20 protein-coding genes and 3 pseudogenes are annotated in these 23,543 nt (G+C 61.5%); 13 read left to right on the top strand and 10 right to left on the bottom strand.

All coding sequences use genetic code 11. The features are described 5' to 3' along the window. Positions 1-82 precede the first annotated feature (82 nt). A complete protein-coding gene (locus tag BVER_RS36170; RefSeq protein WP_370444165.1) occupies positions 83-712 on the top strand; it encodes a type II toxin-antitoxin system VapC family toxin in 630 nt (209 codons plus the stop codon). Positions 713-752: 40 nt separating this feature from the next. On the opposite strand, the gene fba is transcribed toward BVER_RS36170, so the two are convergent. The 7 genes and pseudogenes from fba to BVER_RS00360 form a co-directional block, all read right to left on the bottom strand. Beyond that, a complete protein-coding gene (gene fba / locus BVER_RS00390) occupies positions 753-1,796 on the bottom strand; it encodes a class II fructose-bisphosphate aldolase (RefSeq protein WP_050451446.1) in 1,044 nt (347 codons plus the stop codon). A 29-nt stretch (positions 1,797-1,825) separates the two neighbouring features. Continuing rightward, a pseudogene (gene tkt, locus BVER_RS00385) lies at positions 1,826-3,887 on the bottom strand (transketolase). 36 nt (positions 3,888-3,923) lie between these two features. Further along, positions 3,924-4,796 carry a phosphoribulokinase gene (locus BVER_RS00380; RefSeq protein WP_050451445.1) on the bottom strand — a complete coding sequence of 291 codons (873 nt, stop codon included), beginning with the start codon at positions 4,794-4,796 and terminating at the stop codon, positions 3,924-3,926. Between the two features lie 64 nt (positions 4,797-4,860). Next, positions 4,861-5,955 (bottom strand): annotated as a pseudogene (locus tag BVER_RS00375) (class 1 fructose-bisphosphatase). A gap of 10 nt (positions 5,956-5,965) precedes the next feature. Then, positions 5,966-6,886, bottom strand: coding sequence for a CbbX protein (gene cbbX / locus BVER_RS00370; protein ID WP_050451443.1), 921 nt, complete (start codon positions 6,884-6,886; stop codon positions 5,966-5,968). Between the two features lie 15 nt (positions 6,887-6,901). Beyond that, the gene (locus BVER_RS00365) at positions 6,902-7,318 is read right to left on the bottom strand and encodes a ribulose bisphosphate carboxylase small subunit (protein WP_050451442.1); all 417 of its coding nucleotides are present in this window, start codon (positions 7,316-7,318) and stop codon (positions 6,902-6,904) included. A 22-nt stretch (positions 7,319-7,340) separates the two neighbouring features. Then, on the bottom strand, positions 7,341-8,831 hold the full coding sequence (locus BVER_RS00360; protein ID WP_050451440.1) for a ribulose-bisphosphate carboxylase large subunit: 1,491 nt from the start codon (positions 8,829-8,831) through the stop codon (positions 7,341-7,343). A gap of 325 nt (positions 8,832-9,156) precedes the next feature. Between BVER_RS00360 and pqqA the strand changes: the two genes are divergently transcribed. From pqqA to BVER_RS00345, 3 genes are all read left to right on the top strand, one after another. Next, on the top strand, positions 9,157-9,231 hold the full coding sequence (pqqA, locus tag BVER_RS35020; RefSeq protein WP_008354335.1) for a pyrroloquinoline quinone precursor peptide PqqA: 75 nt from the start codon (positions 9,157-9,159) through the stop codon (positions 9,229-9,231). 97 nt (positions 9,232-9,328) lie between these two features. Continuing rightward, positions 9,329-9,925: a DUF447 domain-containing protein gene (locus BVER_RS00350; RefSeq protein ID WP_050451541.1), complete on the top strand. Its 597-nt coding sequence runs from the start codon at positions 9,329-9,331 to the stop codon at positions 9,923-9,925. Next, a complete protein-coding gene (locus tag BVER_RS00345) occupies positions 9,922-10,623 on the top strand; it encodes a (5-formylfuran-3-yl)methyl phosphate synthase (protein ID WP_050451439.1) in 702 nt (233 codons plus the stop codon). Before BVER_RS00350 ends, BVER_RS00345 begins: the two co-directional genes overlap by 4 nt. A 947-nt stretch (positions 10,624-11,570) precedes the next feature. Here the strand turns inward: BVER_RS00345 and BVER_RS00340 are convergent. The 3 genes and pseudogenes from BVER_RS00340 to BVER_RS00330 all read right to left on the bottom strand — a co-directional run bounded on the left by BVER_RS00340 (position 11,571) and on the right by BVER_RS00330 (position 14,385). Beyond that, positions 11,571-12,159 (bottom strand): annotated as a pseudogene (locus BVER_RS00340) (amino acid kinase family protein). Between the two features lie 68 nt (positions 12,160-12,227). Then, complete coding sequence (locus BVER_RS00335; RefSeq protein WP_050451538.1) at positions 12,228-13,352, bottom strand: hydantoinase/oxoprolinase family protein; 1,125 nt, start codon at positions 13,350-13,352, stop codon at positions 12,228-12,230. Then, a complete protein-coding gene (locus BVER_RS00330) occupies positions 13,339-14,385 on the bottom strand; it encodes an ATP-grasp domain-containing protein (RefSeq protein WP_157055857.1) in 1,047 nt (348 codons plus the stop codon). Before BVER_RS00330 ends, BVER_RS00335 begins: the two co-directional genes overlap by 14 nt. 13 nt (positions 14,386-14,398) lie before the next feature. Here BVER_RS00330 and BVER_RS00325 point away from each other — a divergent pair, with 13 nt between their 5' ends. The 9 genes from BVER_RS00325 to pqqD all read left to right on the top strand — a co-directional run bounded on the left by BVER_RS00325 (position 14,399) and on the right by pqqD (position 23,542). Further along, the gene (locus BVER_RS00325) at positions 14,399-15,106 is read left to right on the top strand and encodes a HisA/HisF-related TIM barrel protein (protein WP_050451438.1); all 708 of its coding nucleotides are present in this window, start codon (positions 14,399-14,401) and stop codon (positions 15,104-15,106) included. Between the two features lie 1,064 nt (positions 15,107-16,170). Further along, the gene (locus tag BVER_RS00320; RefSeq protein ID WP_050451436.1) at positions 16,171-17,433 is read left to right on the top strand and encodes a molybdopterin-binding domain-containing protein; all 1,263 of its coding nucleotides are present in this window, start codon (positions 16,171-16,173) and stop codon (positions 17,431-17,433) included. Then, on the top strand, positions 17,430-19,136 hold the full coding sequence (locus BVER_RS00315) for a formylmethanofuran dehydrogenase subunit A (protein ID WP_050451435.1): 1,707 nt from the start codon (positions 17,430-17,432) through the stop codon (positions 19,134-19,136). The genes BVER_RS00320 and BVER_RS00315 overlap by 4 nt, the downstream gene beginning before the upstream one ends. Positions 19,137-19,141: 5 nt before the next feature. Continuing rightward, a complete protein-coding gene (gene fhcD / locus BVER_RS00310) occupies positions 19,142-20,083 on the top strand; it encodes a formylmethanofuran--tetrahydromethanopterin N-formyltransferase (RefSeq protein WP_050451537.1) in 942 nt (313 codons plus the stop codon). Then, complete coding sequence (locus tag BVER_RS00305; protein ID WP_050451433.1) at positions 20,080-20,901, top strand: formylmethanofuran dehydrogenase subunit C; 822 nt, start codon at positions 20,080-20,082, stop codon at positions 20,899-20,901. The genes fhcD and BVER_RS00305 overlap by 4 nt, the downstream gene beginning before the upstream one ends. Positions 20,902-20,985: 84 nt before the next feature. Next, a complete protein-coding gene (locus BVER_RS00300; protein ID WP_050451432.1) occupies positions 20,986-21,558 on the top strand; it encodes a cytochrome b in 573 nt (190 codons plus the stop codon). Beyond that, positions 21,555-22,475 (top strand): pyrroloquinoline quinone biosynthesis protein PqqB, encoded by a 921-nt coding sequence (gene pqqB, locus BVER_RS00295; RefSeq protein WP_050451430.1) that lies wholly within the window; start codon positions 21,555-21,557, stop codon positions 22,473-22,475. The genes BVER_RS00300 and pqqB overlap by 4 nt, the downstream gene beginning before the upstream one ends. A gap of 21 nt (positions 22,476-22,496) precedes the next feature. Beyond that, positions 22,497-23,243, top strand: coding sequence for a pyrroloquinoline-quinone synthase PqqC (pqqC, locus tag BVER_RS00290; RefSeq protein ID WP_050451429.1), 747 nt, complete (start codon positions 22,497-22,499; stop codon positions 23,241-23,243). After that, on the top strand, positions 23,240-23,542 hold the full coding sequence (gene pqqD / locus BVER_RS00285) for a pyrroloquinoline quinone biosynthesis peptide chaperone PqqD (RefSeq protein ID WP_050451427.1): 303 nt from the start codon (positions 23,240-23,242) through the stop codon (positions 23,540-23,542). The genes pqqC and pqqD overlap by 4 nt, the downstream gene beginning before the upstream one ends. Position 23,543: the final 1 nt, after the last annotated feature.

Genomic DNA, 23,543 nt, shown 5'->3' with positions numbered 1-23,543 from the left:
GCTCGGATAGCATCGATGTTCTTATTAGTTATCCGTATGAATTGTGCATATTTTTAGCCCTGAGGAAGCACAGCGGGATCTGTTGAAGATCCTCGAAATGGTTGCGAAAGACGAGGATGTCGCCATCGGCGGAAAGCAACCGGTTCTATTGCTGAAAGTACGTTCGATCGGCAACATCGTCGACAAGAATGGCGAGTGGGCAGGTGGCTCGATCATTGTCATGGACCCCGCCGACGAAGACGCGCTCGACGATGAAGTCGTCAAGCCTATGCCCGACGATATGATCGAAGAGTTCTTCGGACCGATCTTTCCCGGAACAGACCAACGCCTTGTTCGAGAAACGATAATGCGTGTCCTACTCGATACTCATATCTATGTCTGGCGCATCTCTAAAGATCGCCGGCTATCTGCACGTCATCGAAGCGCAATCGAGCAGGCGAAGCAGGTATATGTCAGCACGGCCAGCATCTGGGAACTGTCGATTAAGGCCGCGCGCGGCAAGCTGGAGCCGCGCGCCGAACGCGCTATCGATGAACTCGAAGACCATCCGTTCATCGAGTTGCCGGTTCAACTCGTTCACGCACGCGCCGTACGCGAACTGCGCCACCTGCATCGCGATCCATTCGACCGCTTGCTGGTGGCGCAGGCGATTACCGAAGATCTACATTTCCTGACCGCCGACCGCGAACTCTCCGAACCCCTCCCCGCCTAACCCCGCGCCGCCCGTCGCCAATCGCACGCGCAGCGCTTCATCACGCCTCAGTATACCGCTTCGCCATCGCCTCCAGCGCCATCGGCCGAATCTTCTCCGCGTGCCCCGCGCATCCGAACGCCTCGAAGCGCGCGATGCACAAGTCACGCGCCGCTGCCGTCGCCACCTTCAACGCGTGACGCGGATCGAACTCCGATTTCGCCGATGCCATCGCGCGTCGCATCGCACCGCTCATCGCGAGACGAATGTCCGTGTCGATATTCACCTTGCGCACGCCGTTCGCGATGCCGCGTCGAATTTCATCGACGGGCACGCCGAACGTCGCCGGAATCTCACCGCCATGCTCGCGGATGATCGCAAGCCATTCCTGCGGCACCGACGACGACCCATGCATCACCAGATGCGTATCCGGAATGCGCTCGTGTATCTCGGCGATGCGATCGATCGCAAGGATATCGCCGGTCGGCTGGCGGCTGAACTTGTACGCACCGTGCGACGTGCCGATGGCAATCGCGAGCGCATCGATGCCCGTCGCCTCGACGAAGGCGCGCGCTTCGTCGGGATCGGTCAACAGGCGATCGTGACTCAGCGTGCCGTCCGCGCCCACGCCGTCTTCCTCGCCCGCGCGGCCCGTCTCCAGCGAACCGAGACAACCGAGTTCGCCTTCGACCGACACGCCCACCGAATGCGCCGCCTCCACCACGCGACGGCTCACCTCGACGTTGTATTCGTAGTCGGCGGGCGTCTTCTGATCGGGCATGAGGGAGCCGTCCATTATCACCGACGTGAAGCCCGAGCGTATCGCCTGCTGACACACCGACGGACTCGCGCCGTGATCCTGATGCAGCACCACCGGAATATCCGGATGCGCCTCGACAGCCGCGAGCACCAGATGCCGCAGATACGGCTCGCCAGCATACTTGCGCGCGCCCGCCGACGCCTGCAGGATCACCGGGCTCTTCGTGACCTCGGCGGCCTGCATGATCGCCTGCACTTGCTCCATGTTGTTGACGTTGAACGCGGGCACGCCGTAGCCGTGCTCCGCCGCGTGATCCAGCAACTGCCTCAATGCGATGAATGCCATGTCGAACTCTCCGTTGCCTCGATGATGGATCACGCCGCCACGCGACGCGCTTCGTCCACAAGCGCCTGCGTCGTCACGCCGAAGTGCACTAACAACTCGCCCGCCGGCGCGGATTCGCCGAAGCGATCGATGCCGATCACGCCGCCAGTCAGCCCGACGTATTGCCGCCAGAACGCCGTGATGCCGGCTTCGATCGCCACGCGCGGCACGCCTTCGGGCAGCACGCGCTCGCGCCACGTCTGACATTGACGATCGAACACGGTTGTCGACGGCATTGACACGACGCGCACCAGAATGCCCTCGGCTTTCAGCGGCTCGACCGCTGCCAGCGCTAAAGCTACTTCGGATCCCGTAGCAATCAATACTATCAGTCGCGCATCGCGTTCGCTCTGGCTCGGCCAGTCGACCAGCACATAACCACCGCGTTCGATGCCGTCGATCTGCGCTTCATCGCGCGGTACAAATGGCAGGTTCTGTTGCGACAACAACAGACACGACGGACGATCGCGCTCAACCGCGCTGGTCCACGCTTGCGCGGTTTCGACCGTATCGCACGGACGCCACACGTCGAGGCCCGGGATCATGCGCAAGGTCGCGGCATGTTCGATCGGCTGATGCGTCGGACCATCTTCGCCGAGACCGATCGAATCGTGCGTGAAGACAAAGATCGTGCGCGTCTTCATCAACGCGGCCATGCGCAGGGCGTTGCGCGAATAGTCGGAGAAGGTCAGGAACGTGCCGCCGAACGGCAGATAACCCTTGTGCAACGCGACGCCGTTCATCACCGCGCTCATGCCGAACTCGCGCACGCCGTAGTCGTAGTGGATGTAATTGCCCTTTTCCGGCGACGCGGTGATGTCCATCGCCGCCTTCCAGCGCGTGAGATTGGAGCCGGTCAGATCCGCCGACCCGCCGAGCAACTCGGGCAGCGCACGCGACAAGCCTTCGATGGCAAGCTGCGATGCCTTGCGCGTCGCCACCGTCTGACCCGCGCGATCCGCGTCGCGCACGAGCGCATGCGCGGCATCGCGCCAGTTCGCGGGCAACGCACCGCGCACGCGACGCTCGAACTCCGCCGCATCATCAGGAAAGGCGCGACGATGCGCGTCCATGCGGCGATTCCATTCGTCGTGCGCATTCGTCGTGCGCGGCCGCGCCCGCTTCGCGCGCATCCCACAGCGCGCGTATCGACGATGGAATTTCGAAGGGCGCATGCGTCCAGCCCAAGGCGCGACGCGTCGCTTCGGTCTCGTCCGCGCCGAGCGGTGCGCCGTGAACATCGTGCGTGCCGGACAGCGTCGGCGCGCCGCAACCGATCACGGTCTTGCAACAGATCAGCGTAGGTCTATCCGAATCGCGAGCGGCTTGTATCGCGTGTGAGACCGCTTCGACATCGTGGCCATCGACCGCGCGCACGACGTGCCAGCCGTAGGCTTCGAAGCGCTGCGGTGTGTCGTCGGCGAACCAGCCTTCGACGTGACCATCGATCGAGATGCCGTTATCGTCATAGAGCACCGTCAGTTTGTTCAGGCCCAGCGTGCCCGCAAGCGATGCCGCTTCATGCGACACGCCTTCCATCAAACAGCCATCGCCGACGAACACATACGTTCGATGATCGACGATCTCATGCCCCGGCCGATTGAACTCGCGCGCGAGCAAGTTCTCGGCGAGCGCCATGCCGACTGCATTGGCGAATCCCTGACCGAGCGGGCCAGTCGTCGTTTCGACGCCGGGCGTTACGCCCACTTCGGGATGGCCCGGTGTTTTGCTGACCATTTGCCGGAAGCGTTTCAGTTCCTCAATCGGCAAGTCGTAACCGCTTAAATTTAGTAATCCATATAACAATATCGAACCATGTCCGTTCGACAGCACGAAGCGATCTCGATCGGGCCAGTCCGGATCGACAGGATCGTGCTTCAGATAGCGGCCCCACAGCGCAACGGCAATCTCCGCCATGCCCATCGGCATGCCGGGATGACCGGAATTGGCCTGCTGCACGGCATCGACCGCGAGCATGCGCAACGCGTTCGCCATCTGTCGCGTTTCGGGCGAATGGCGAGTGACAGGCAAAGCTTCAGCGACGGCATTCATAAGATGCCTCCTTCGATACAAATAAGAAACTTGTGCTCAGGCGCGCGCGCAGCGGTCGCGCAACTGAAGAATCATCGGCGTGAAGATGAGTTGCATCGCGAGACCCATCTTGCCGCCGGGCACGACGATCACGTTCGGACGCGACATGAACGAGTCATGCAGCATCGTCAGCAGATACGGAAAGTCGATGCCGCGCGGCTTGGCGAAGCGGATCACGACGAAGCTCTCGTCGGGTTGCGGAATCTCGCGCGCGGTGAACGGGTTCGATGTATCCACCGTCGGCACGCGCTGGAAATTGACATGCGTGCGCGAGAACTGCGGACAGATGTAGTTCACATAGTCGGGCATGCGGCGCAGAATCGTATCGACGACGGCTTCGTGCGAATAGCCGCGCATCGTCTGATCGCGATGCAGCTTCTGAATCCATTCGAGGTTGATGATCGGCACCACGCCGACCAGCAGATCCGCATGGCTCGCGATATCCACCTTCTCCGTGACGGCGCCGCCGTGCAGGCCTTCATAGAACATCATGTCAGTGCCGGGCGTGACGTCTTCCCATTGCGTGAAAGTGCCCGAGTCTTGCTTGAACTTCGCGGCTTCCGCATCGTCGTGTACGTAATGACGGAACTTGCCGCCACCTGTTTCGCCGTAACCCGCGAACAGATGTTCGAGTTCTTCGAGCAGATTCGCTTCGGGACCGAAGTGGCTGAAGTTATGCAGACCGTCGCGCTCGCTTTGCTTCATCGCTTCGCGCATGCCGAGACGATCGTAGCGATGAAACGCATCGCCTTCGACGATCTGCGCATTGATCTTTTCACGCCTGAAAATATGCGTGAAACTCTTCATGACGGTAGTCGTGCCAGCCCCGCTTGAACCGGTCACCGCGACGATCGGATGTTTGACTGACATGCGCTTGCCTCCCTGATGGCTATCTATGTTTGAGCGCTGTTTCAGATGACGACGACAACGACGACTACGCCTCCGTTTCCGGCAGGAACAGCGAACGCTCCTTGAACAAGGGCGATGTGAACGGTTTGTCCTCGCCGCGATCGTATTCGCCGTGGTAGCGCTGAATGCGGTCCACTTCGTTGCGCGAGCCGAGAATGACCGGCACGCGTTGATGCAAGCCATCCGGCGTCACATCGAGAATGCGCTCGCGCCCGGTGATCGATAAACCACTGGCCTGCTCGACGATATAACTCATCGGATTCGCTTCATACAGCAGACGCAAACGGCCTTCCATCTGCGGCGTCTTGAAGTCGCGCGGATACATGAATACGCCGCCGCGCATCAGGATGCGATGCACTTCCGCGACCATCGACGCGATCCAACGCATATTGAAGTCGTGCTCGCGACATCCCGTGCGACCGTCCTTGCATTCCTGAACGTAGCGGCGCACTGGCGGCTCCCAGAACCGTTCGTTCGATGCGTTGATCGCGAACTCACTTGAATCTTCAGGAATGCGAATATCTGAGTGAGTGAGTACGAAATTGCCGACGTCGCGCTCTAGCGTAAAACCATGCGTGCCGTTGCCGACGGATAAAACCAGCATCGTTGATGGCCCGTAGATCGCGTAGCCCGCCGCAACCTGTTCGCGTCCTGGCCGAAGGAACGCGCGTTGATCGGGCGCATCGCGTTCATCGGGCGCGCGGCGCAACACGGAAAAGATGGAACCGACCACGCCGTTGATATCGATGTTCGAGGAGCCATCGAGCGGATCGAACGCGAGCAGATAGTCGCCACGCGGATAAGACTCGGGAATCGCGTAGACTTCATCCATCTCTTCGGACACCATCGCCGCGAGCAAGCCGTCCCACTCGCAATGCTGGAGGAAGATGTCGTTGGTCACGAGATCGAGTTTCTTCTGTTCTTCGCCGTGCCTGTTGATGCTTTGCGCCTAACCATGCTGACCTCCGAGCGCGCCGCGCGTGAGTGCTGCTGCAATGGTCTTGATCGACGCGGCCACATCGATGAGTAGCGCGGACAAGCCGCTCGATGCATCCGAGCCGGGCTGCCGGTCCAGCGTGTCGATCAGAAACTTCGATAAGGTCGTGCGTCCGTCTCGCATGGGGCGCTCCTTAGGGTTGGGTGTCGCTGAAGACGCGGCTTGCGCGGATATCGCCGGCATCGAGCCGCATGAGCGCGTCGGTGTCGGCGGGGCCGCTGCCGCGTTCGGCATCCGCGAACAAACGATTCGCCTGACGAAGCCGCGCACGATCCAGCGCATTGCGCACGGAGCGCGCGTTCGCGAAGTTGGGCATACGAAGGCGACGCGCGAGATAGTCCTCGAAGGCGCTGCGTGCTTCGACATCGAAGCGATAATGCATGTCGTCCAGCATGTGCTCGGCGATTTGCAGCAGCTCGTCCGGCTGATAATCCGGAAACACGATGTGATGCGCGATCCGCGATCTGAAGCCCGGATTGCTTTGAAAGAATGTCTCCATGCGCGCTTCGTAACCGGCGAGAATCACGACCAGATCGTCGCGCTGGTTCTCCATCGTCTGCAGCAGAATCTCAATGGCTTCCTGACCGTAATCGCGCTCGTTCTCCGGTCGATACAGGTAATAAGCCTCGTCGATGAAGAGCACGCCGCCCATCGCACGCTTGAGCACTTCGCGCGTCTTCGGCGCGGTATGTCCGATGTACTGGCCGACGAGATCGTCGCGCGTCACCGATATGAGATGATTGCGGCGGATATAGCCGAGCCGGTGCAACACCTGCGCCATGCGCAGCGCGACGGTCGTCTTGCCGGTGCCCGGATTGCCTGAAAAACACATGTGCAAGGTGGGCGCACCGCACGCTATGCCGAGCGTTTCGCGGGCGCGCTCCACGAGCAGATGCGCCGCGATCTCGCGAATGCGCGTCTTCACCGGCGCGAGTCCGACGAGATCGCGGTCCAGCTCCGCCAGCACTTCGCCGATGCGCGATTCGCGATACAACGCCATCAAGTCGGCTTGCGTTGCGGGTGCTTCGATGTCGAGCGTGGCTTCGGCGCTCATGGTCGCGGTCCTCCATCAATATCGGTCGCCGGCCGGACGGTCGGTGGCATAGGTGCGGATCGAATAGCGCTGGATGCGGTTGCGTTCGTCCTGGCGCTCGAGGCGGAAGCCTTTCTCGTCGCTCGGACGGTTCACCATGAACGACAGCCGCATCGTTTCGAAGCCGCGCACCGAATCGAATGCGTTCACCTTGATGTAGTGCTGCGGATAGGTCTTGCGGCACGCGTTGACTTCCATCATCACGCCGATCGCATCGTGCAGATCGAACATCGGCAGGCCCCACATTTCCCAATACGTATTGCGCGGATGCGGGTCGTCGGTGTATTCGACCGAGCAGGACCAGCCCTGCAACAGCGCGTAATCGATCTGCGCCGAAATCTCCTCGTCCGTCAAAGGCGGCAGAAAAGAAAACGTCCCTTGGGTGATGTTCATGTCTCTACCTCGCGATGAAGGATCAGGATGCGGTTTCGGTAACGGCGTAGTCGGGCGTGTCCGTCGATGCATAGTTGAAGGTCACGTCGCGCCAGGTTTCGAGCGCTTGACGAAGCGGCGTGCACGATCGCGCGGCGGCATCGAGAATATCGAGCCCTTCGTTGACGATGTCGCGTCCTTCGTTGCGCGCCTTGACCATCGCTTCGAGTGCGACGCGATTCGCCGTCGCGCCCGCCTGAATGCCTTGCGGATGCCCGATGGTGCCGCCGCCGAACTGAAGGATCGCGTCGTCGCCGAACAGGTCGAGCAGTTGATGCATCTGTCCCGCGTGAATGCCGCCCGATGCGACCGGCATCACCTTGCGCAGACCCGCCCACGGTTGATCGAAGAAGATGTCGCGCGCGAGATCCGGTTCGTTGCGCGCTTCGCGACAGACGTTGTAGTAGCCTTGCACCGCCATCGGATCGCCTTCGAGCTTGCCGACCGCCGTGCCCGCATGCGCGTGATCGACGCCCGCCATCCGCAGCCACTTGGCGATCACGCGAAACGAAATACCGTGGTTGCGTTGCCGCGTATAAGTGCCATGCCCCGCGCGATGAAGATGGAGAATCATGTCGTTTCTGCGCGCCCATTTCGACATCGACTGAATCGCGGTCCAGCCGATCACGAGGTCGATCATCACGATGCACGAGCCGAGCTCTTTGGCGAATTCGGCGCGTTCGTACATGTCTTCCATCATGCCGGCCGTCACGTTCAGATAGTGGCCTTTCATCTCGCCGGTTTCGGCTTGCGCGCGGCTGACGGCTTCCATCGCGAAGAGATAACGATCGCGCCAGTGCATGAAGGCTTGTGAGTTGATATTTTCGTCATCTTTAAGAAAATCCAGACCGCCTTTGAGACCTTCGTAGACAACGCGTCCGTAGTTCTTTCCTGACAGACCGAGCTTGGGCTTCACCGTCGCGCCGAGCAGCGGGCGACCGTATTTATCGAGCCGTTCGCGTTCGACGATGATGCCCGTCGGCGGCCCTTGAAACGTCTTCAGATATGCAACAGGAATGCGCATGTCTTCGAGACGCAGCGCCTTGAGCGGCTTGAATCCGAACACGTTGCCGATGATCGACGCCGTCAGATTCGCGACCGATCCTTCTTCGAACAGATTGAGGTCGTAAGCGATATAGGCGAAGTACTGCAGTTCGTCGGCGCGTGCATTGGGCACCGGTTCGCATCGATACGCCTTGGCGCGATACATGTCGCACGCGGTCAGACGGTCGGTCCACACGACGGTCCATGTCGCCGTCGACGATTCGCCCGCAACGGCGGCAGCGGCTTCTTCGGGTTCGACGCCCGCTTGCGGCGTGATGCGAAACAGCGCGATGACGTCCGTATCCTTCGGCACATAGTCGGGCTGCCAATAGCCCATCTCGCGATACTTCATGACACCGGCCGCATAGCGCGAGCGCGGATCGGACGGATTGCGCGCCGCCTCGACGGCGGCCTTGTTGAAGTCGTTCATTCCGTTTCCTCGACTGTGAGTGGAGAGTGAGAGTCGCGCTTCAATGGCGCTGCTGTGAAACCAGAGTAAGCGCAGCCTCATCCAAACGGAATTCACGATTTTCTTGCGCGACGCTAAGCGATTCCTTAGTCCGGGTTTGCCCGCATGAGCATGTCGCGCGACGATGGGACACTTTGCTGCGTTTCCGTCACACTACCGAGATGCGCGCCTCAAAGCCGTGCTTCGAGCAATCGCACGGTGCATGGCATCGCGCTTGCATCGGCAGACGATGCCGGTTCTCTCACGGCATCCTGTCACGCATCATCAACCACACGGAGATACGCGAATGCAATGGACGACGCCCAGCTTCACCGATATGCGTTTCGGCTTTGAAATCACGATGTATATCGCGACGCGCTAAGCTAAGCGTCTTCGGTTCGCACGAACGCGCACCGCCCGCGGCGAGTCGCGCCTTCGTGCGTCCTTTCATTCAATGGGATTGTTTTGCGCATCAGGCCATGATCTACGAGACCATCGTCACCACGGCGGATCGCGATGGCCGGGCGCATATCGCGCCGATGGGCGTGCGCTTCGAGGACGGCTTCGCGATCCTCGCGCCATTTCGCCCTTCCACGACGCTCGATAACGTCATCGCGACGAAGAGCGCTGTCGTCAACTTCTGCACCGATGTGCGCGTATTCGCGGGTTGCGTGAGCGGCTTGGCGCGCGACTGGCCGACGGTCGTCGCCACCACCGTGCCGAGCGTGCGCCTCGCCGATACACTCGCGCATACCGAACTGCGTCTCCACGATTTGCACGACGACGACACGCGTCCCACCTTGCGGATGGAGTGCGTGCATCGTGAAACGCATGCACCGTTTGCGGGTTTCAATCGCGCGCAGGCTGCGGTGGTCGAAGGCGCGATTCTCGTGAGCCGGCTTTTCATGCTGCCCGACGACAAGATCGACAGCGAGGTTGCTTACTTGCAGATCGCGATCGATAAAACCGCTGGCGATATGGAGCGCGAAGCGTGGCAATGGCTCTTACAGGCGATCGAGCGACATCGCGCGCAATCGCGGCTCGATCCTTCTCTTAGCACGGGAACCACACGATGACCGTACTGCTCGCGAGCGTCCGCTCCGTGGCCGAAGCGCTCGATGCGGCTCAGGCCGGGGCCGATATCATCGATCTGAAGGAACCCGCTGCGGGGGCGCTCGGCGGCGTCGCCACGGACGAGATCGCGCGTATCGTGCGCGCGTTGCGGACGCGCTATGCGGTGCGGCCGATCAGCGCCACGATCGGCGATCTGCCTGCTCATGCGCTCGATGAGATCGCTGCGCGTGTGGTCGAGGTGGCGGCTACTGGCGTCGATTATGTGAAGGTCGGGGTATCGCCGGGATTGGACGGTTTTGCATGTCTGCGGCATTTGGCTGGCTTGCCGGCGGCTGTTGTGCCGGTTTTGCTTTCTGACTTTGGGTTGGACGGTGCTTTAGTGGCGCTGGCCGTGCAACTCGGGTTTCCCGCTATCGTGTTCGATACTTCTATTAAAGATGGACGGACTTTGTTTGATTGCGTCGATCTTGAAGTTCTCGGGTTGTGTCTTGATCAGGTGCGCAGTCATGGCGTGATGTGTGCGCTCGCTGGCTCGCTGCGTTGGAGCGATCTTGCTAGGGTCCGGTTTTTTGCTCCTGATATTGTGGGGTTTCGAGGGGCACTTTGTTCTGGCGTTGGCGGACGGGCTGGGGTGCTCGATCCTCAGCGGGTGCGGATGTTTGCTTCTGCTTTGCACGTTGTTTTGGAAGAGCCTCATTGAGCGGGTCTTTTGTTGTTGTCATGCGTTTATGTTCAGTAGCCGCCTTCCCGGCGGGGGGCACTTTCTTTGCGGCGGCAAAGAAAGTAACCAAAGAAAGCCGCTGGCCGATCCTAAGCACCTTCTTGAGCGGCCCCGGCACAGGACTTTAGACTTGGCACAGCAGTAGCGAGTGCTCTCGTGGTGTGCTCGGCTAGTGGTTCCCATGCGATTCGCGCTTTCTCGCCTACATCGGTAACGGTCCCCTTCGGCTTGCTCCGGCCTCGCTGCGCGGCCGGTTTAGGTACGTACAGGTACAGGCAACCGGCAGGTGATCAGTGAAACGACCTCGCACGCGGCATCGTTTTAATCGTTATTCGGCCCTACCTTGGTTGGCACTTTCACTAAGATCACGCGCATGCGTCAAGCATCGTCACCAGGCGACGCCTTCGGCACGGACCATGTTTGCAGTGCGCTTAGCCTTGCGGTACGTTAAGGCACGTGGCCTCGTCGCTAAGGCGGCCAAAGAGTCGGGCATGGAAAGGCATCCAGCTAAGAAAATAGCAACCGGGACTGCCCGAGATAAACGAAAGCAATTAAATTCATCGAAGCGCCGACCAAGGTAGGGCCGAATGACGATAAACGCGATGCCGCATTCGAGGTCGTTTCGCCAATTACCTGCCGGTTGCTCATACGTCCCTAAACCGGCCGCGCAGCGGGCCGGATTAAGCCGAAGGGGACCGTTACCAAGGTAGGCGAGAAAGCGCGAATCGCATGGGAACCAGCGCCCGAACGTCCGGCGCGAACACTTGCTACTGCTGTGCCAAGTCTCTAGTACTGTGTCGGGGTCGGCCAAGAAGGTGCTTAGGATCGAACAGCGGCTTTCTTTGGTTACTTTCTTTGCCGCCGCAAAGAAAGTAACCCCTCCGCCGGGAAGGCAGTTACTGACTAAAAAGAACCAAAAAAAATCCCTAAACCACAACATTAAGCAACCGATCCCGCATAACCCGAAACATCATCCTTAGAAAACACCTCAACGATGTAATTAGCATCCCGCACATAAGCCGAAAACCGCGCATCGACGATACCAAGCGAAGCAAGCCCCTCAAGCGAACAATCAGAAGGCAACGTACAAGACTTAACGATCATCAACCGCTCGGCGTTAAGCGAAGACGAAAGCCAAGCCGCCAGACTATCGGACGTAACGTCCCAGTTGGTCATGGCATCCGGCGTCGTCCGCATCAGATCCGTCGGTACCCAGACCGCCACCCGTCCATCGCGCAAAGCCCGCCTGATGCGCTCCTCGTTCGACGCCAGCACCAGTTCCGGCACCACGCCCTGCATCAGAATCGCGTACTGTGCCATCGCGAGCAGACACATGTTATGTGCCGCGAGATCATCGAAACGCCATTCACGCTGATATTGTCGCACCGCATCAGCGAAATCGCCGCCGCCCGGCACGATCACGACGCGTCCCCCGCCCACTTCCCAAAGGCGCGTGAGCCATTCGCGCAGCGCCGGGTCGTGGCTGAGGCTACCCCCGAGCTTCACCACCCACATGGTTCCTGTCCTCGTTCGATCTTTCGTTCGATACCGCTCTTCGATGCTTCGCTGTATCGCGCAGGCTATCACGCGGCGCGCGACGATGCATCGTTTGAAGGAAACGCTTCGTTGCTTGGCGCGCCTTTCCCATCCACCGCACGCGATGCCAGCAACGCCACCGCCACGCTCGGCGCGCATGTCGATGCCCATTCCGCCTGATCCGCCGCATCGCTCGTCACGCCCGCCAGCCGCGAGAAATCGACGTAACCGCGCGCTTCCTCCCTTGCCAGCGCCGCCGCCAGAAAACGTCCGCATCCCGCGCCGACCACAGGCGCCGCCGCGAGCCGCGCGTGCTGCGCGCACACCCGCGCGAGATTCGCCTCGAGCGTGCGAAGCTGCTCGTGCCGCCATGCATGTGCGAAGCGACGCCACTCGGCATCGGCGGCATCGCGCGCGTCACGTCCGATCATTCTCGCGATGCGCGCGCGGCTCGCCGCTTCGGTCTTGGGCCCGTTATCGGCGCTCGCATGCTGATCGTGTTCCGGCCACAATTCGCCGGTCAGACGATAGACGTCCGCCGTCGTCGCGAACCATTCGTTCATCACGCTCGTAGTCTCGCCGCGAAACGCGATGCGATGCGCCACGCCACACAACGGCGTGCGCACCGCGCCCTGATAGACGAGCTCGCCCGTCATAAGACGCTCGGCGTCGTTCGTGCCGCGCGCGACGACCTGGCCATCGACGATCGGAATGATGTCCGTCGTCGTGCTGCCGATATCGATGAGCAAGGCATCGGGCATGCAGGCCGCGACCCATTGCGCCGTCGCCAGCCAGTTCGCCGATGCCACCTTGCGCCAGCCCTCGACGCATGCTGATCGCGCGAACCATGCATCGCCTGCGTAGAACAGCGTGCGCGGGCCGAGGCGTTGCGCGAGCGCGCGCGTCAACGTGCGCACACCTTCTGCGCGATCGGGGAAGAGATCGACCATCTCGCCGGTCATCGTCACCGCATGACGCGCGGATGATTTCGCCGCGTCGGGCCAGCGTTCGAACACGCCGTCGATCACGCGTTCCAGATGCGCGATGCCCTGCCACAACGGGCAGGCCCATTGCGCGACATCGGCGAGCACGTCCGCGCCATGCGTCATCGCGACCTTGACGTGCGCGCCGCCGACATCCCAGCCGAACACCGGTGCTTTAGATTCGCTCATGACGATGCCCCGCACGCGCGCAAGGCCCCGCATCGTCATCGCCGAAACCGGGCACGCGATGCGCCGCGAGCAACTCGGCCGCGAGTTCGCCGCGCCCCTGCTTCGACAATTCCGCATACGCGACGGTCAGGCGCGGATTCACTTCGATCACGACCGGCCCTTGCTGCGGATGCCACACCACGTCGATGCCGACGAAACCGCGCAAGCCATCGAACGCCTGCGCGACGCGCAACGCCAGCCGTTCCAGCGCGCGCCCTTGCGGCCCGTGACGATCGATGCAATCGACATCGACGCCATCGAACTGCACGATGCGTTCGCGCGGCGCATCGTCATCGTCGGCGTCCGACATGCCGATGCGTTGACGGTTGATCGACACCAGGCGCGCGCCGTGGTCGCCGCACATCAGCGAAAGGCTCAGCGCTTCGCCGTCGATCCATGCTTGCAGCACGGGACTGCGGCCGGCTTCCGCGCGCGCCGCGTATTCCGCGCGGGCTGCATCGAGATCGTCGAATACGTAGGTATCGAGGCCGCCCGCGCCATCATCGGGCTTCACGACCCAGCGACGCGACGCATCGGCGCGCGCATCGTCGGGATCGAGCGCGGCCGTCGCCGCGATGCCATGCGATGCAAGACGCGCCGCCGTCGCGCTCTTGCTCGATGCCGCGCGAATCGTTTCCTTCGCGCAGCCGAGCCAGCGCGACGCGCCGACGGCATCATGCAAACGCAGCAGCAAACCATCGCATTCGGGTGCGATGATGCACGCGTAATCGTGCTCGCGCGCCATGCGCGCGACGAAGCGCGTCACGGGTTCGCCGGCCTGCGCGTACGTGAACGCACCGTCGCGCTGCTCGAAGCGCGAACTCGCCACCGTGATTGCGACGCCGGGCAACGCGCGCAGATCGGCGGCGATGGCATCGCGCATCACGCGTCCTTCGACGATGAGCGCGGAAAGATCGGCGAGGCTGCCCGCGCCCGCGACATCGGGATCGATGCCGCCACCGGTGAGATACTCGAAGACAAATATCTTGATCAAGGGAAAGCCATCCATGCAGGTGATACCCGTTCTCGATCTGCTTGACGGCCACGCGGTGCGCGCGGTGCGCGGCGAGCGGTCGCGTTACCGGCCGATCCAGTCGTCCTTGTGCGCGACGAGCGAACCGCTCGACGTCGCGCGTGCACTGCTTGCCGCTACCGGTTCGACGACGCTTTACATCGCCGACCTCGGCGCCATTCTCGAACGCGGCGCGCATGTCGCCGCGCTTGCTGCCTTGTCCGGTACACTCGGCAGCAGTGTCACGATCTGGCTCGATGCAGGCTTCACCGATTTCGCATCTATGAAGGCACTTTTCGAGTCGATCGCGGATGTCGCGCGGTCATCGGACTGTGCAGCGTTTGTGCCCGTGTTCGGCACCGAAACCTTGCGCGATCCGAGAGCGATCGCTTCTGCTCAGGCTGCGGGTTTCGAGCCCGTGCTTTCGCTCGATTATCGGCACGGACGTTCGCTTGGGCTCCTTTCACACGATGATTCCGGCTGGTGGCCCTCGCGGGTGATCGTTATGTCGCTCGATCGGGTTGGGGCTTTTGATGGGCCCGATCTTGGACTTTTTGCTGCTGTTCTCTCACTTGCACAAGGGCGCTCCTTGATTGGCGCGGGAGGGATTCGCCATTCCCATGACCTTCAGCTTGCGGCACGTTCTGGTGCTAGCGCGTGGCTTGTTGCTTCCGCTATTCATGATTTGGCTATCTGCCGTTGATTTACTCTTTATTCAATATTTGTGCCATGCACGTTGGGGGCTTTTGTTTGCTTTCAGATTTATTCGTTGGGTGTTGAGTCTTGGGACATTCATGGGTGACAGTGTGTTGCACTGCGGAGCACTTTTTTTCTTCGGCCTCTCTTGGTGGGTTCGTTTATTCAGTAGCCGCCTCCCCGGCGGAGGGGTCACTTTCTTTGCGGCGGCAAAGAAAGTGACCAAAGAAAGCCGCTGGCCGATCCTAAGCACCTTCTTGAGCAGCCCCGGCACAGGACTTTAGACTTGGCACAGCAGTAGCGAGTGCTCTCGTGGTGTGCTCGGCTAGTGGTTCCCATGCGATCCGCGCTTTCTCGCCTACATCGGTAACGGTCCCCTTCGGCTTACTCCGGCCCGCTTGCGCGGCCGGTTTAGGGACGTATGAGCAACCGGCAGGCAATTAAAGAAACGACCTCGCACACGGCATCGTTTTAATCGTTATTCGGCCCTACCTCGGTTAGCGCTTCTGCCAAGGCAAGCGCACGCGCCCATCTCATTCACGAGCGCGCCTTAAGGCGTGAAGGTCGCGCACGGGCAACCCCAAAGACAGGACTTGGCGTTAAAGCAGGCAACCGTAACTGCCTCAGATCAACGCCTTCAATTGAGCCTTTGTCGAAACGCCAACCCAGGTAGGGCCGAATAGCGAAGAAACCGATGCGGCATTCGAGGTCGTTTCGCTAATCATCTGCCGGTTGCCTGTACGTCCCTAAACCGGCCGCGCAGCGGGCCGGAGTAAGCCGAAGGGGACCGTTACCAAGGTGGGCGAGAAAGCGCCAATCGCATGGGAACCAGCGCCCGAAATCACGGTGAGAACACTCGCTACTGCTGTGCCAAGTCTAAAGTCCTGTGCCGGGGCCGCTCAAGAAGGTGCTTAGGATCGGACAAGCGGTTTTCTTTGGTTACTTTCTTTGCCGCCGCAAAGAAAGTAACCCTACCGCCGGGGAGGCGGCTACTGAATAAACCCAAACCACCATCAAAAGCCGAAGCGCAAAAAAAATAAACCGGCATAAAGCTTGCTAAAACGCACGACCATGCAACCATCCCCGTCCCCAGAACAAAGTCCCTCAAAAAACAACAACAACTGGACCTGTCCGTTCTGCCCACTGCTATGCGACGACATCTCCCTGACCGAGACCGCCAACGCGCGACTCGAAGCGCCGCACACCGCCTGTCCGCGTCTCGCGCGATCACTTGCCTATCAGGTTCCGCCCGATGCAAACCGGACCTCCGAGATCGACGGACGCGCCACCGACCTGCCAGAAGCGCTGTCGCAAGCCGCGCACATATTGACGAACGCGCGTCGACCGCTGTTCGGCGGACTGACCACCGACGTGGCCGGCGCACGCGCGCTCTATGAACTAGCCGCCACGCACGGCGCGATCCTCAATCATCTTCACGGCGATGCGCTCGCCGCCGCGACAATCGCGATGCAGGATCGCGGCGCGTTCTTTACGACGCTGTCGGAAGTGCGCTCGCGCGCCGATCTGATCGTCGTGTTCGGATGCGAACCCTCACGGCGATACCCGCGCTTCTATGAACGCGCGCTGAGCGACTCGCGCAAAGTCGAAGTCGTATTCGTTGGATGCAAACAGGACAGCGCGTACACAGGCGCCGCCGATTCGATCCTCGATCGCGACGACCCGTTCGATACGCTCGCGCTCTGGTCCGCGCTCGCCGAAAGCAATCGCAAGCCTCAGGCGCAGGAACTCGTCGCGCTGACGGAACGCATCGGACGCGCGCACTACACGGCAATCGTGTACGAGCCTGCGGCACTGCCCGTACCGCACGCAGTGCTCGCCATCGAAGCGTTGCATCGCATCGTCAAGGCGATCAATCGTACCGTGCGCGCGGGCGCGCTCGCACTCGGCGGCGATGACGGCGCGCTCACTGTCAATCAATCGGTGACGTGGCTTTCGGGCTTTCCCTTGCGCACGCGCGTGGCCTACGGCATGCCGCTCGATCACGACGCGCATCGCTACAGCACGCAATCTTTGATAGCGAAAAAAGACATCGACGCCTTGCTTTGGGTATCGAGTTTCGCGCCCGAGCCTTTGCCCGCATCGCTCGATGAAAACGTGCCCGTCGTCGTACTCGGTCATGCAGGAACGAGGCTCGAGAAACGCCCGGGCCCGACCGTGTTTATTCCCGTCGCTACACCCGGCATCGACGATGGCGGACATGTGTTTCGCGTCGATTCATCGGTGGTGGCGCATTTGGCTGCGGCGCGCGCGTCGGGTCTGCCGAGCGTCGCGTCGGTCGTCACGGAACTGATCGCGCGCAGGAGGCCGTCATGAGCCTCACGCGACTGCGCAATGGCATCGTCTACGATCCGGCCAACGGCATCGACGGCAAGCAACGCGACATCTACATACGCGATGGCCGCATCGTGTCCAATGATGATGCACGTAACGAAAACATTGCGGCCGAACGCGACTTCGATGCGAGCGGCATGGTCGTGATGGCGGGCGGCATCGATCTGCACTCGCATATCGGCGGCGGCAAGACGAATCTCTCGCGTCTGCTGCTGCCCGAGGATCATCGCAACGATCCGCGCGCCGTGCCCGATCGTCCCAGCGAAGGCCGCTATATGCGTCTGCCTTCATGCGGAACCTGCACGCCCGGCACGCTCGCCACCGGCTATCGTTACGCGGAAATGGGCTACACGGCCGCGTTCGAACCGGCGATGATCGCATCGAACGCGCGTCACGCGCATCTGGAAATGGGCGACACGCCGATCATCGATCACGGCGCATACGTGATGATGGGCAACGACGAACTGTTTCTGCAAATGCTCGCGGCAAACGACGATTTCGAACATCTGCGCGATTACGTCGGATGGACCATCAACGCGAGCAAGGCGCTCGGCGTGAAGGTGGTGAATCCCGGCGGCATCTCCGCGTTCAAGTTCAATCAGCGCTCGCTGGATGTCGACGAGAAGCACGTTCACTACGGAATCACGCCGCGCGAGGTATTGAAGACGCTGACGCGCGCGCTCACCGAGTTGCGCGTGCCGCATCCCTTGCACGTGCATTCGAGCAATCTCGGCGTGCCGGGCAATATCGAATCGACCATCAAGACGATGGATGCCGCCGAAGGTCTGCCCATTCACCTCACGCATATCCAGTTTCATAGCTACGGCACGGAAGGGCCACGCAAGTTTTCGTCGGGTGCGCGCGCCATCGCGGAAGCGGTGAATGCGCGGCCGAACGTCACCATCGACGTGGGCCAGATCATCTTCGGGCAAACCGTCACCGCATCCGGCGACACGATGATGCAGTTCAAGAACGCGCCGCTCGCCAATCCGCGCAAGTGGGTGCTCGGCGATATCGAATGCGATGCGGGTTGCGGCGTCGTGCCGTTCCGCTATCGCGAACAAAGCTATGTGAATGCGCTGCAGTGGATCATCGGGCTGGAAATCTTTCTGCTCGTCGACGATCCGTGGCGCGTGTCGATGACGACCGATCATCCGAACGGCGCGCCGTTAACGAGTTATCCGCATCTGATCCGCCTGCTGATGGACAAGTCCTTCCGCGACGAACAACTCGACAAGCTGCAGGCCGATGCGAAAACCGCCAGCGCGCTCGGCGACATCACGCGCGAGTTCTCGCTGTACGACATCGCGATCATCACGCGCGCGGGTCCGGCGCGTTTGCTCGGGCTGACCGATCGGGGTCATCTCGGCGCTGGCGCGGCGGCGGATATCGCGGTGTATCGCGAAGACGCCGACCGCGAACGCATGTTCACTTCGCCATCCTATGTATTCAAGGACGGCGAGTTGATCGCGCGCGACGGCACGCTGCTCAAGACACCGGCTGGCGGTATTCATTACGTCATGCCGGATTACGATCGCGCGATCGAAAAGCGCGTGCGCGCCTTCACCGAAGCCAATCTCGCAAGCAAGTTCGAAAACGCCGCCATCGGCGACAACGAAATCTGCGCGTGCTGCAACGGCGGCCGATTGCTGCCCGTCGCATGCTTCGCAACGGATCGAAGGTGACGGCGATGCGCATCAACGACACGCAGATCGACGACACCTTCGCCGAAGCCTTCCCGATGAAGGCGACGCGTCTCGTCATCACCGCGCACACGCCAACATGGGCGCGTCACGCGGCGAATTCGCTGACGGGCTTCGCGACGTCCGTGATCGATTGCGGCTGCGAAGCGGGCATCGAACGCGAACTCACGCGCGATGAGACGCCCGATGGCAAACCCGGCATCGCCGTGCTGATGTTCGCGATCTCGTCGAAGGAACTCGCCAAACAAATTGCGCGACGTGTCGGCCAATGCGTGCTGACGTGCCCGACCACGGCCGTGTATGGCGGCATCGATCCGTCGACGAGCCGCGCGCCGCTCTCCGACAATTCGCCGCTCGGCTCGGGCCTGCGCTTCTTCGGCGATGGCTGGCAAATATCGAAGGTGCTCGACGGCAAGCGCTATTGGCGCGTGCCTGTGATGGACGGCGAGTTCGTCTGCGAAGACTTCACGTCGACGGTCAAAGCGGTCGGCGGCGGTAACTTGCTGTTCCTCGCGCGCGACATCGACAGCGCATTGCATGCAGCAGAAGCCGCCGTCAGCGCGATGCATCGCTTGCCGAACGTGATCACGCCGTTTCCGGGCGGCGTGGTGCGCTCGGGTTCGAAGATCGGTTCGAAGTATGCGGGCGCGACGGCCTCCACCAACGATGCGTTTTGCCCCACGCTCGTAGGTCTTTCGAAGAAAAGCGAATTGACGCCGGAGATCGCGTGCGTGCTGGAAATCGTGATCGACGGCCTCACCGATGCCGATGTCGGCGCGGCGATGACGGCGGGCATGGCTGCGGCGACATCGATCGGACGCGCGGGCGGCGTGCTGCGAATATCGGCGGGCAATTATGGCGGCAAGCTCGGGCCGTATCACTTCAAGCTGCACGAACTCGCGGCGGGCATCGACGGGAGCCGCGCATGAAGGCCACGACATTGCGCGTAAAAACTACGCCGGGCTTTTGCGTCGATGGGTCGAAATTGCTGCCTGCGTCGCTGGCTGCGGCATCGGCGAGCGAGTTGCCGCGCATCGTGCTCCAAGGCGCGGGCGAAACCTGCGCGCTCGGTGACCTCTTCGATATCGCGCAGACCGATGCATCGACCGCATCGCTCGTCATCGAAGGCGATGTGGCATGGCTTGATCGCATCGGCGCGAATCTCGACGCGGGCAGCGTGGCGATACACGGCAACGCGGGCGACTACGCCGGCATCCATATGACGAGCGGCGAATTGCACATTCACGGCGATGCGGGATGCTTCACCGCATGCGAGATGCGCGGCGGGCGCATGACGATTCACGGCAACGCAGGCGATTTCGCGGCGGGCGCGCTGCCGGGTGACATGGAAAGCATGACGGGCGGCACGCTGACGATTCACGGCAATGCAGGCGCGCGGCTCGCGGATCGCATGCGGCGCGGCACCGTGCTGGTCGCGGGCAATGCGGGCGACTTCGCGGCGTCGCGACTCGTTGCGGGCACGGTCTGCATCGGCGGCCAAGTCGATGCACACTTGGGTTATGGCATGCGGCGCGGCACAGTTTTGCTGATGCACGCGCCCGGGCGCATCGGCGTGACCTTTACCGAAGGCGGTCACGGCTTCGACGTATTCTGGCGGCTGTTCTCGCGCATGCTGGCGCGCGAGATCGCGCCCTTCGCATCGCTCGACGGCAGCGCGCCGCCCGTCCGCTACGCCGGCGATGTTGCGGTGGACGGACGGGGGGAATTGCTGATCGTCAAATCGTGAGCCACCGACAAGAATAGTGCTTGATTTATAGGGAATCGTGCAATTGCAACCATCGATCGAATCGAAACGAGCAGGAGGCAAGTCATGAGCGCAGCGCGCACACCCGCAGCGACGCGCAACGCAGCGAACCCGGCGAACGAACGTTTCGCGCGGCCGCTGATCGGTCTGCACTGGATCATTGCGATCGCCATCATTGCGATGCTGTGCGTCGGGTTCTATATGGGCAGCCTGCCGCGCGGGCTGCCCTTCAAGTCGACGCTTGTGAACGTGCACAAGTCGCTCGGCATCACCGTTTTCCTGCTGGTGCTGCTTCGCATCTGGGCACGGCTGGCTTATAGCCGGCCACCTCTGCCACCGATGCAGACGTGGCAACGCGCCGCCGCCGCGAGCATCACGCAGGCTCTTTTATACGTCGGCATGGTGGGCATGCCGCTCACCGGTTATCTCGGCTCGTCGTTCAACAAGTTCGGCACGAAGTTCTGGGGTTTGCCGTTGCCGCAATGGGGTTGGGACGACAAAGGGCTGCGGCATATCTTCTTCATCATTCACGAGTATCTTGCATGGATGATGATCGCGATGATCGCCCTGCACTTTCTCGGCGCGCTGAAGCATCAACTGATCGATCGTGACGGCCTGTTGCGGAGGATGTGGCCATGAAGATACGCGTGCTCGGATCGTCGGCCGGCGGCGGGTTTCCGCAATGGAACTGCAACTGCCGCAATTGCGATGGCGTGCGGCGCGGCAGCATCGCGGCGCGTGCGCGCACGCAGTCGTCGATTGCGGTCAGCGATAACGGCGAGGACTGGCTGCTCGTCAACGCATCGCCCGATATTCTGGCGCAGATCGCGGCAAACCCCGAACTGCAACCCGCGCGACGCGTGCGCGATACCGGCATCGCGGCCGTCGTCACGATGGATGCGCAGATCGATCACGTCACCGGCCTCCTGATGCTGCGCGAACGCGGCACGCCCTTGCCGCTCTACACGACCGATGCCGTGTGGCAAGACCTCTCGACGGGCTTTCCGATTACGTCGATTCTGTCGCATTACTGCGGCGTGGAGCATCGTCGCATCGCGCTCGATGGCGCGGCGTTTTCCGTGCCGGAGCTGCCGCGCGTGAGCATCGAGGCGTTGCCGTTGTCGAGCAAGGCGCCGCCGTATTCGCCGCATCGTCATGCGCCCGAAGTGGGCGACAACATCGGCCTGATGTTCACGAATAATGCTTCTGGCAAGCGCGCATTCTATGCACCGGGCCTGGGCGAACTCGAACCGCATATCCTCGATGCGATGCGCGAGGCGGATCTTCTGCTCGTCGATGGCACCGTCTGGACCGACGACGAAATGATCCGCCTCGGCCTCACGAAGAAGACTGGCCGCGACATGGGCCATCTCGCGCAAAGCGGCGCGGGCGGCATGATCGACGTGCTCGATTCGATTGCGCGCGACGGACAACGCAAGGTCCTCATTCATATCAACAACACGAACCCGATCCTTATCGAGGACGGGCCCGAACGGCGCATGTTGACGGAGCGCGGCATCGAAGTCGCGCACGACGGCATGAGCTTCGAACTATGAAACACGCATAGAGCCGTTCAGATGCATGAACCGATGATCAACCCGAGCACGGGTCCGATCTTCACCGCAGTGAAGGACGATGGTCCCGCATGGACGCGCGACGAATTCGAGGCACAGTTGCGCGCAAAGGGCACGACCTATCACATCCATCATCCGTTCAACGTGAAGATGAACAGTGGCGGCTGTTCGAAGGAGCAGATTCGCGGCTGGGTCGCGAACCGCTTCTACTATCAGATCAACATTCCGCTGAAGGATGCAGCGGTGATGTCCAATTGCCCCGATCGCGACACGCGACGCCGCTGGGTGCTGCGCATTCTCGATCACGATGGCTATGAAGATCAGCCCGGCGGTATCGAAGCGTGGGCGCGTTTGGGCGATGCAGTCGGCCTCTCGCGCGACGATCTCTGGTCGCTGAAACTCGTCACGCCCGGCGTGCGCTTCGCCGTCGATGCGTACGTGAATTTCGCGCGCCGTGCGCCGTGGCAGGAATCCGTGTGTTCGTCGCTGACCGAAATGTTCGCGCCGCAGATTCACAAGGACCGGCTCGCGACGTGGCCCGAGCATTACAAGTGGATCGAGCCTGAAGGATTGCATTACTTTCGCTCGCGCGTATCGCTTGCGCAGCGCGATGTCGAGCATGGTCTTGAAGTGACGCTCGCGCACTTCAAAACGCGTACCGAGCAACACCGCGCGCTCGACATTCTGCAATTCAAACTCGACATTCTGTGGACCATGCTCGATTCGATCGAAAAGGCCTTTCCGTCATGAGCGATCCAACGAAACGCGTACAGGAAGCCGTCGACGCACCCGACGATTCGCTGCATCCGAAACTCAAGCGCCTGTTCCGTCTGCAATGGGAACCGGCACAGGAAGCGCATGTGTTGCTGTATCCCGAAGGCATGGTGAAGCTGAATCAAAGCGCGGCAGAGATTCTCTTGCGATGCGACGGTTCGCGCGATATTCCCACGCTCGTCGCCGATCTGGAGCAGACGTTCAACGCGACCGGCTTGGGCGACGACGTGCGCGCCTTTATCGCCGGCGCACGCGCGCGAGGCTGGCTGGAGTAAC

It is taken from the genome of Candidatus Burkholderia verschuerenii, assembly GCF_001189365.1.
In the GTDB taxonomy this organism is placed as follows: Bacteria; Pseudomonadota; Gammaproteobacteria; order Burkholderiales; family Burkholderiaceae; genus Caballeronia; species Caballeronia verschuerenii.
Note: the sequence above shows the minus strand (reverse complement) of the source record. Positions and strands in the feature narration are given on the sequence as shown.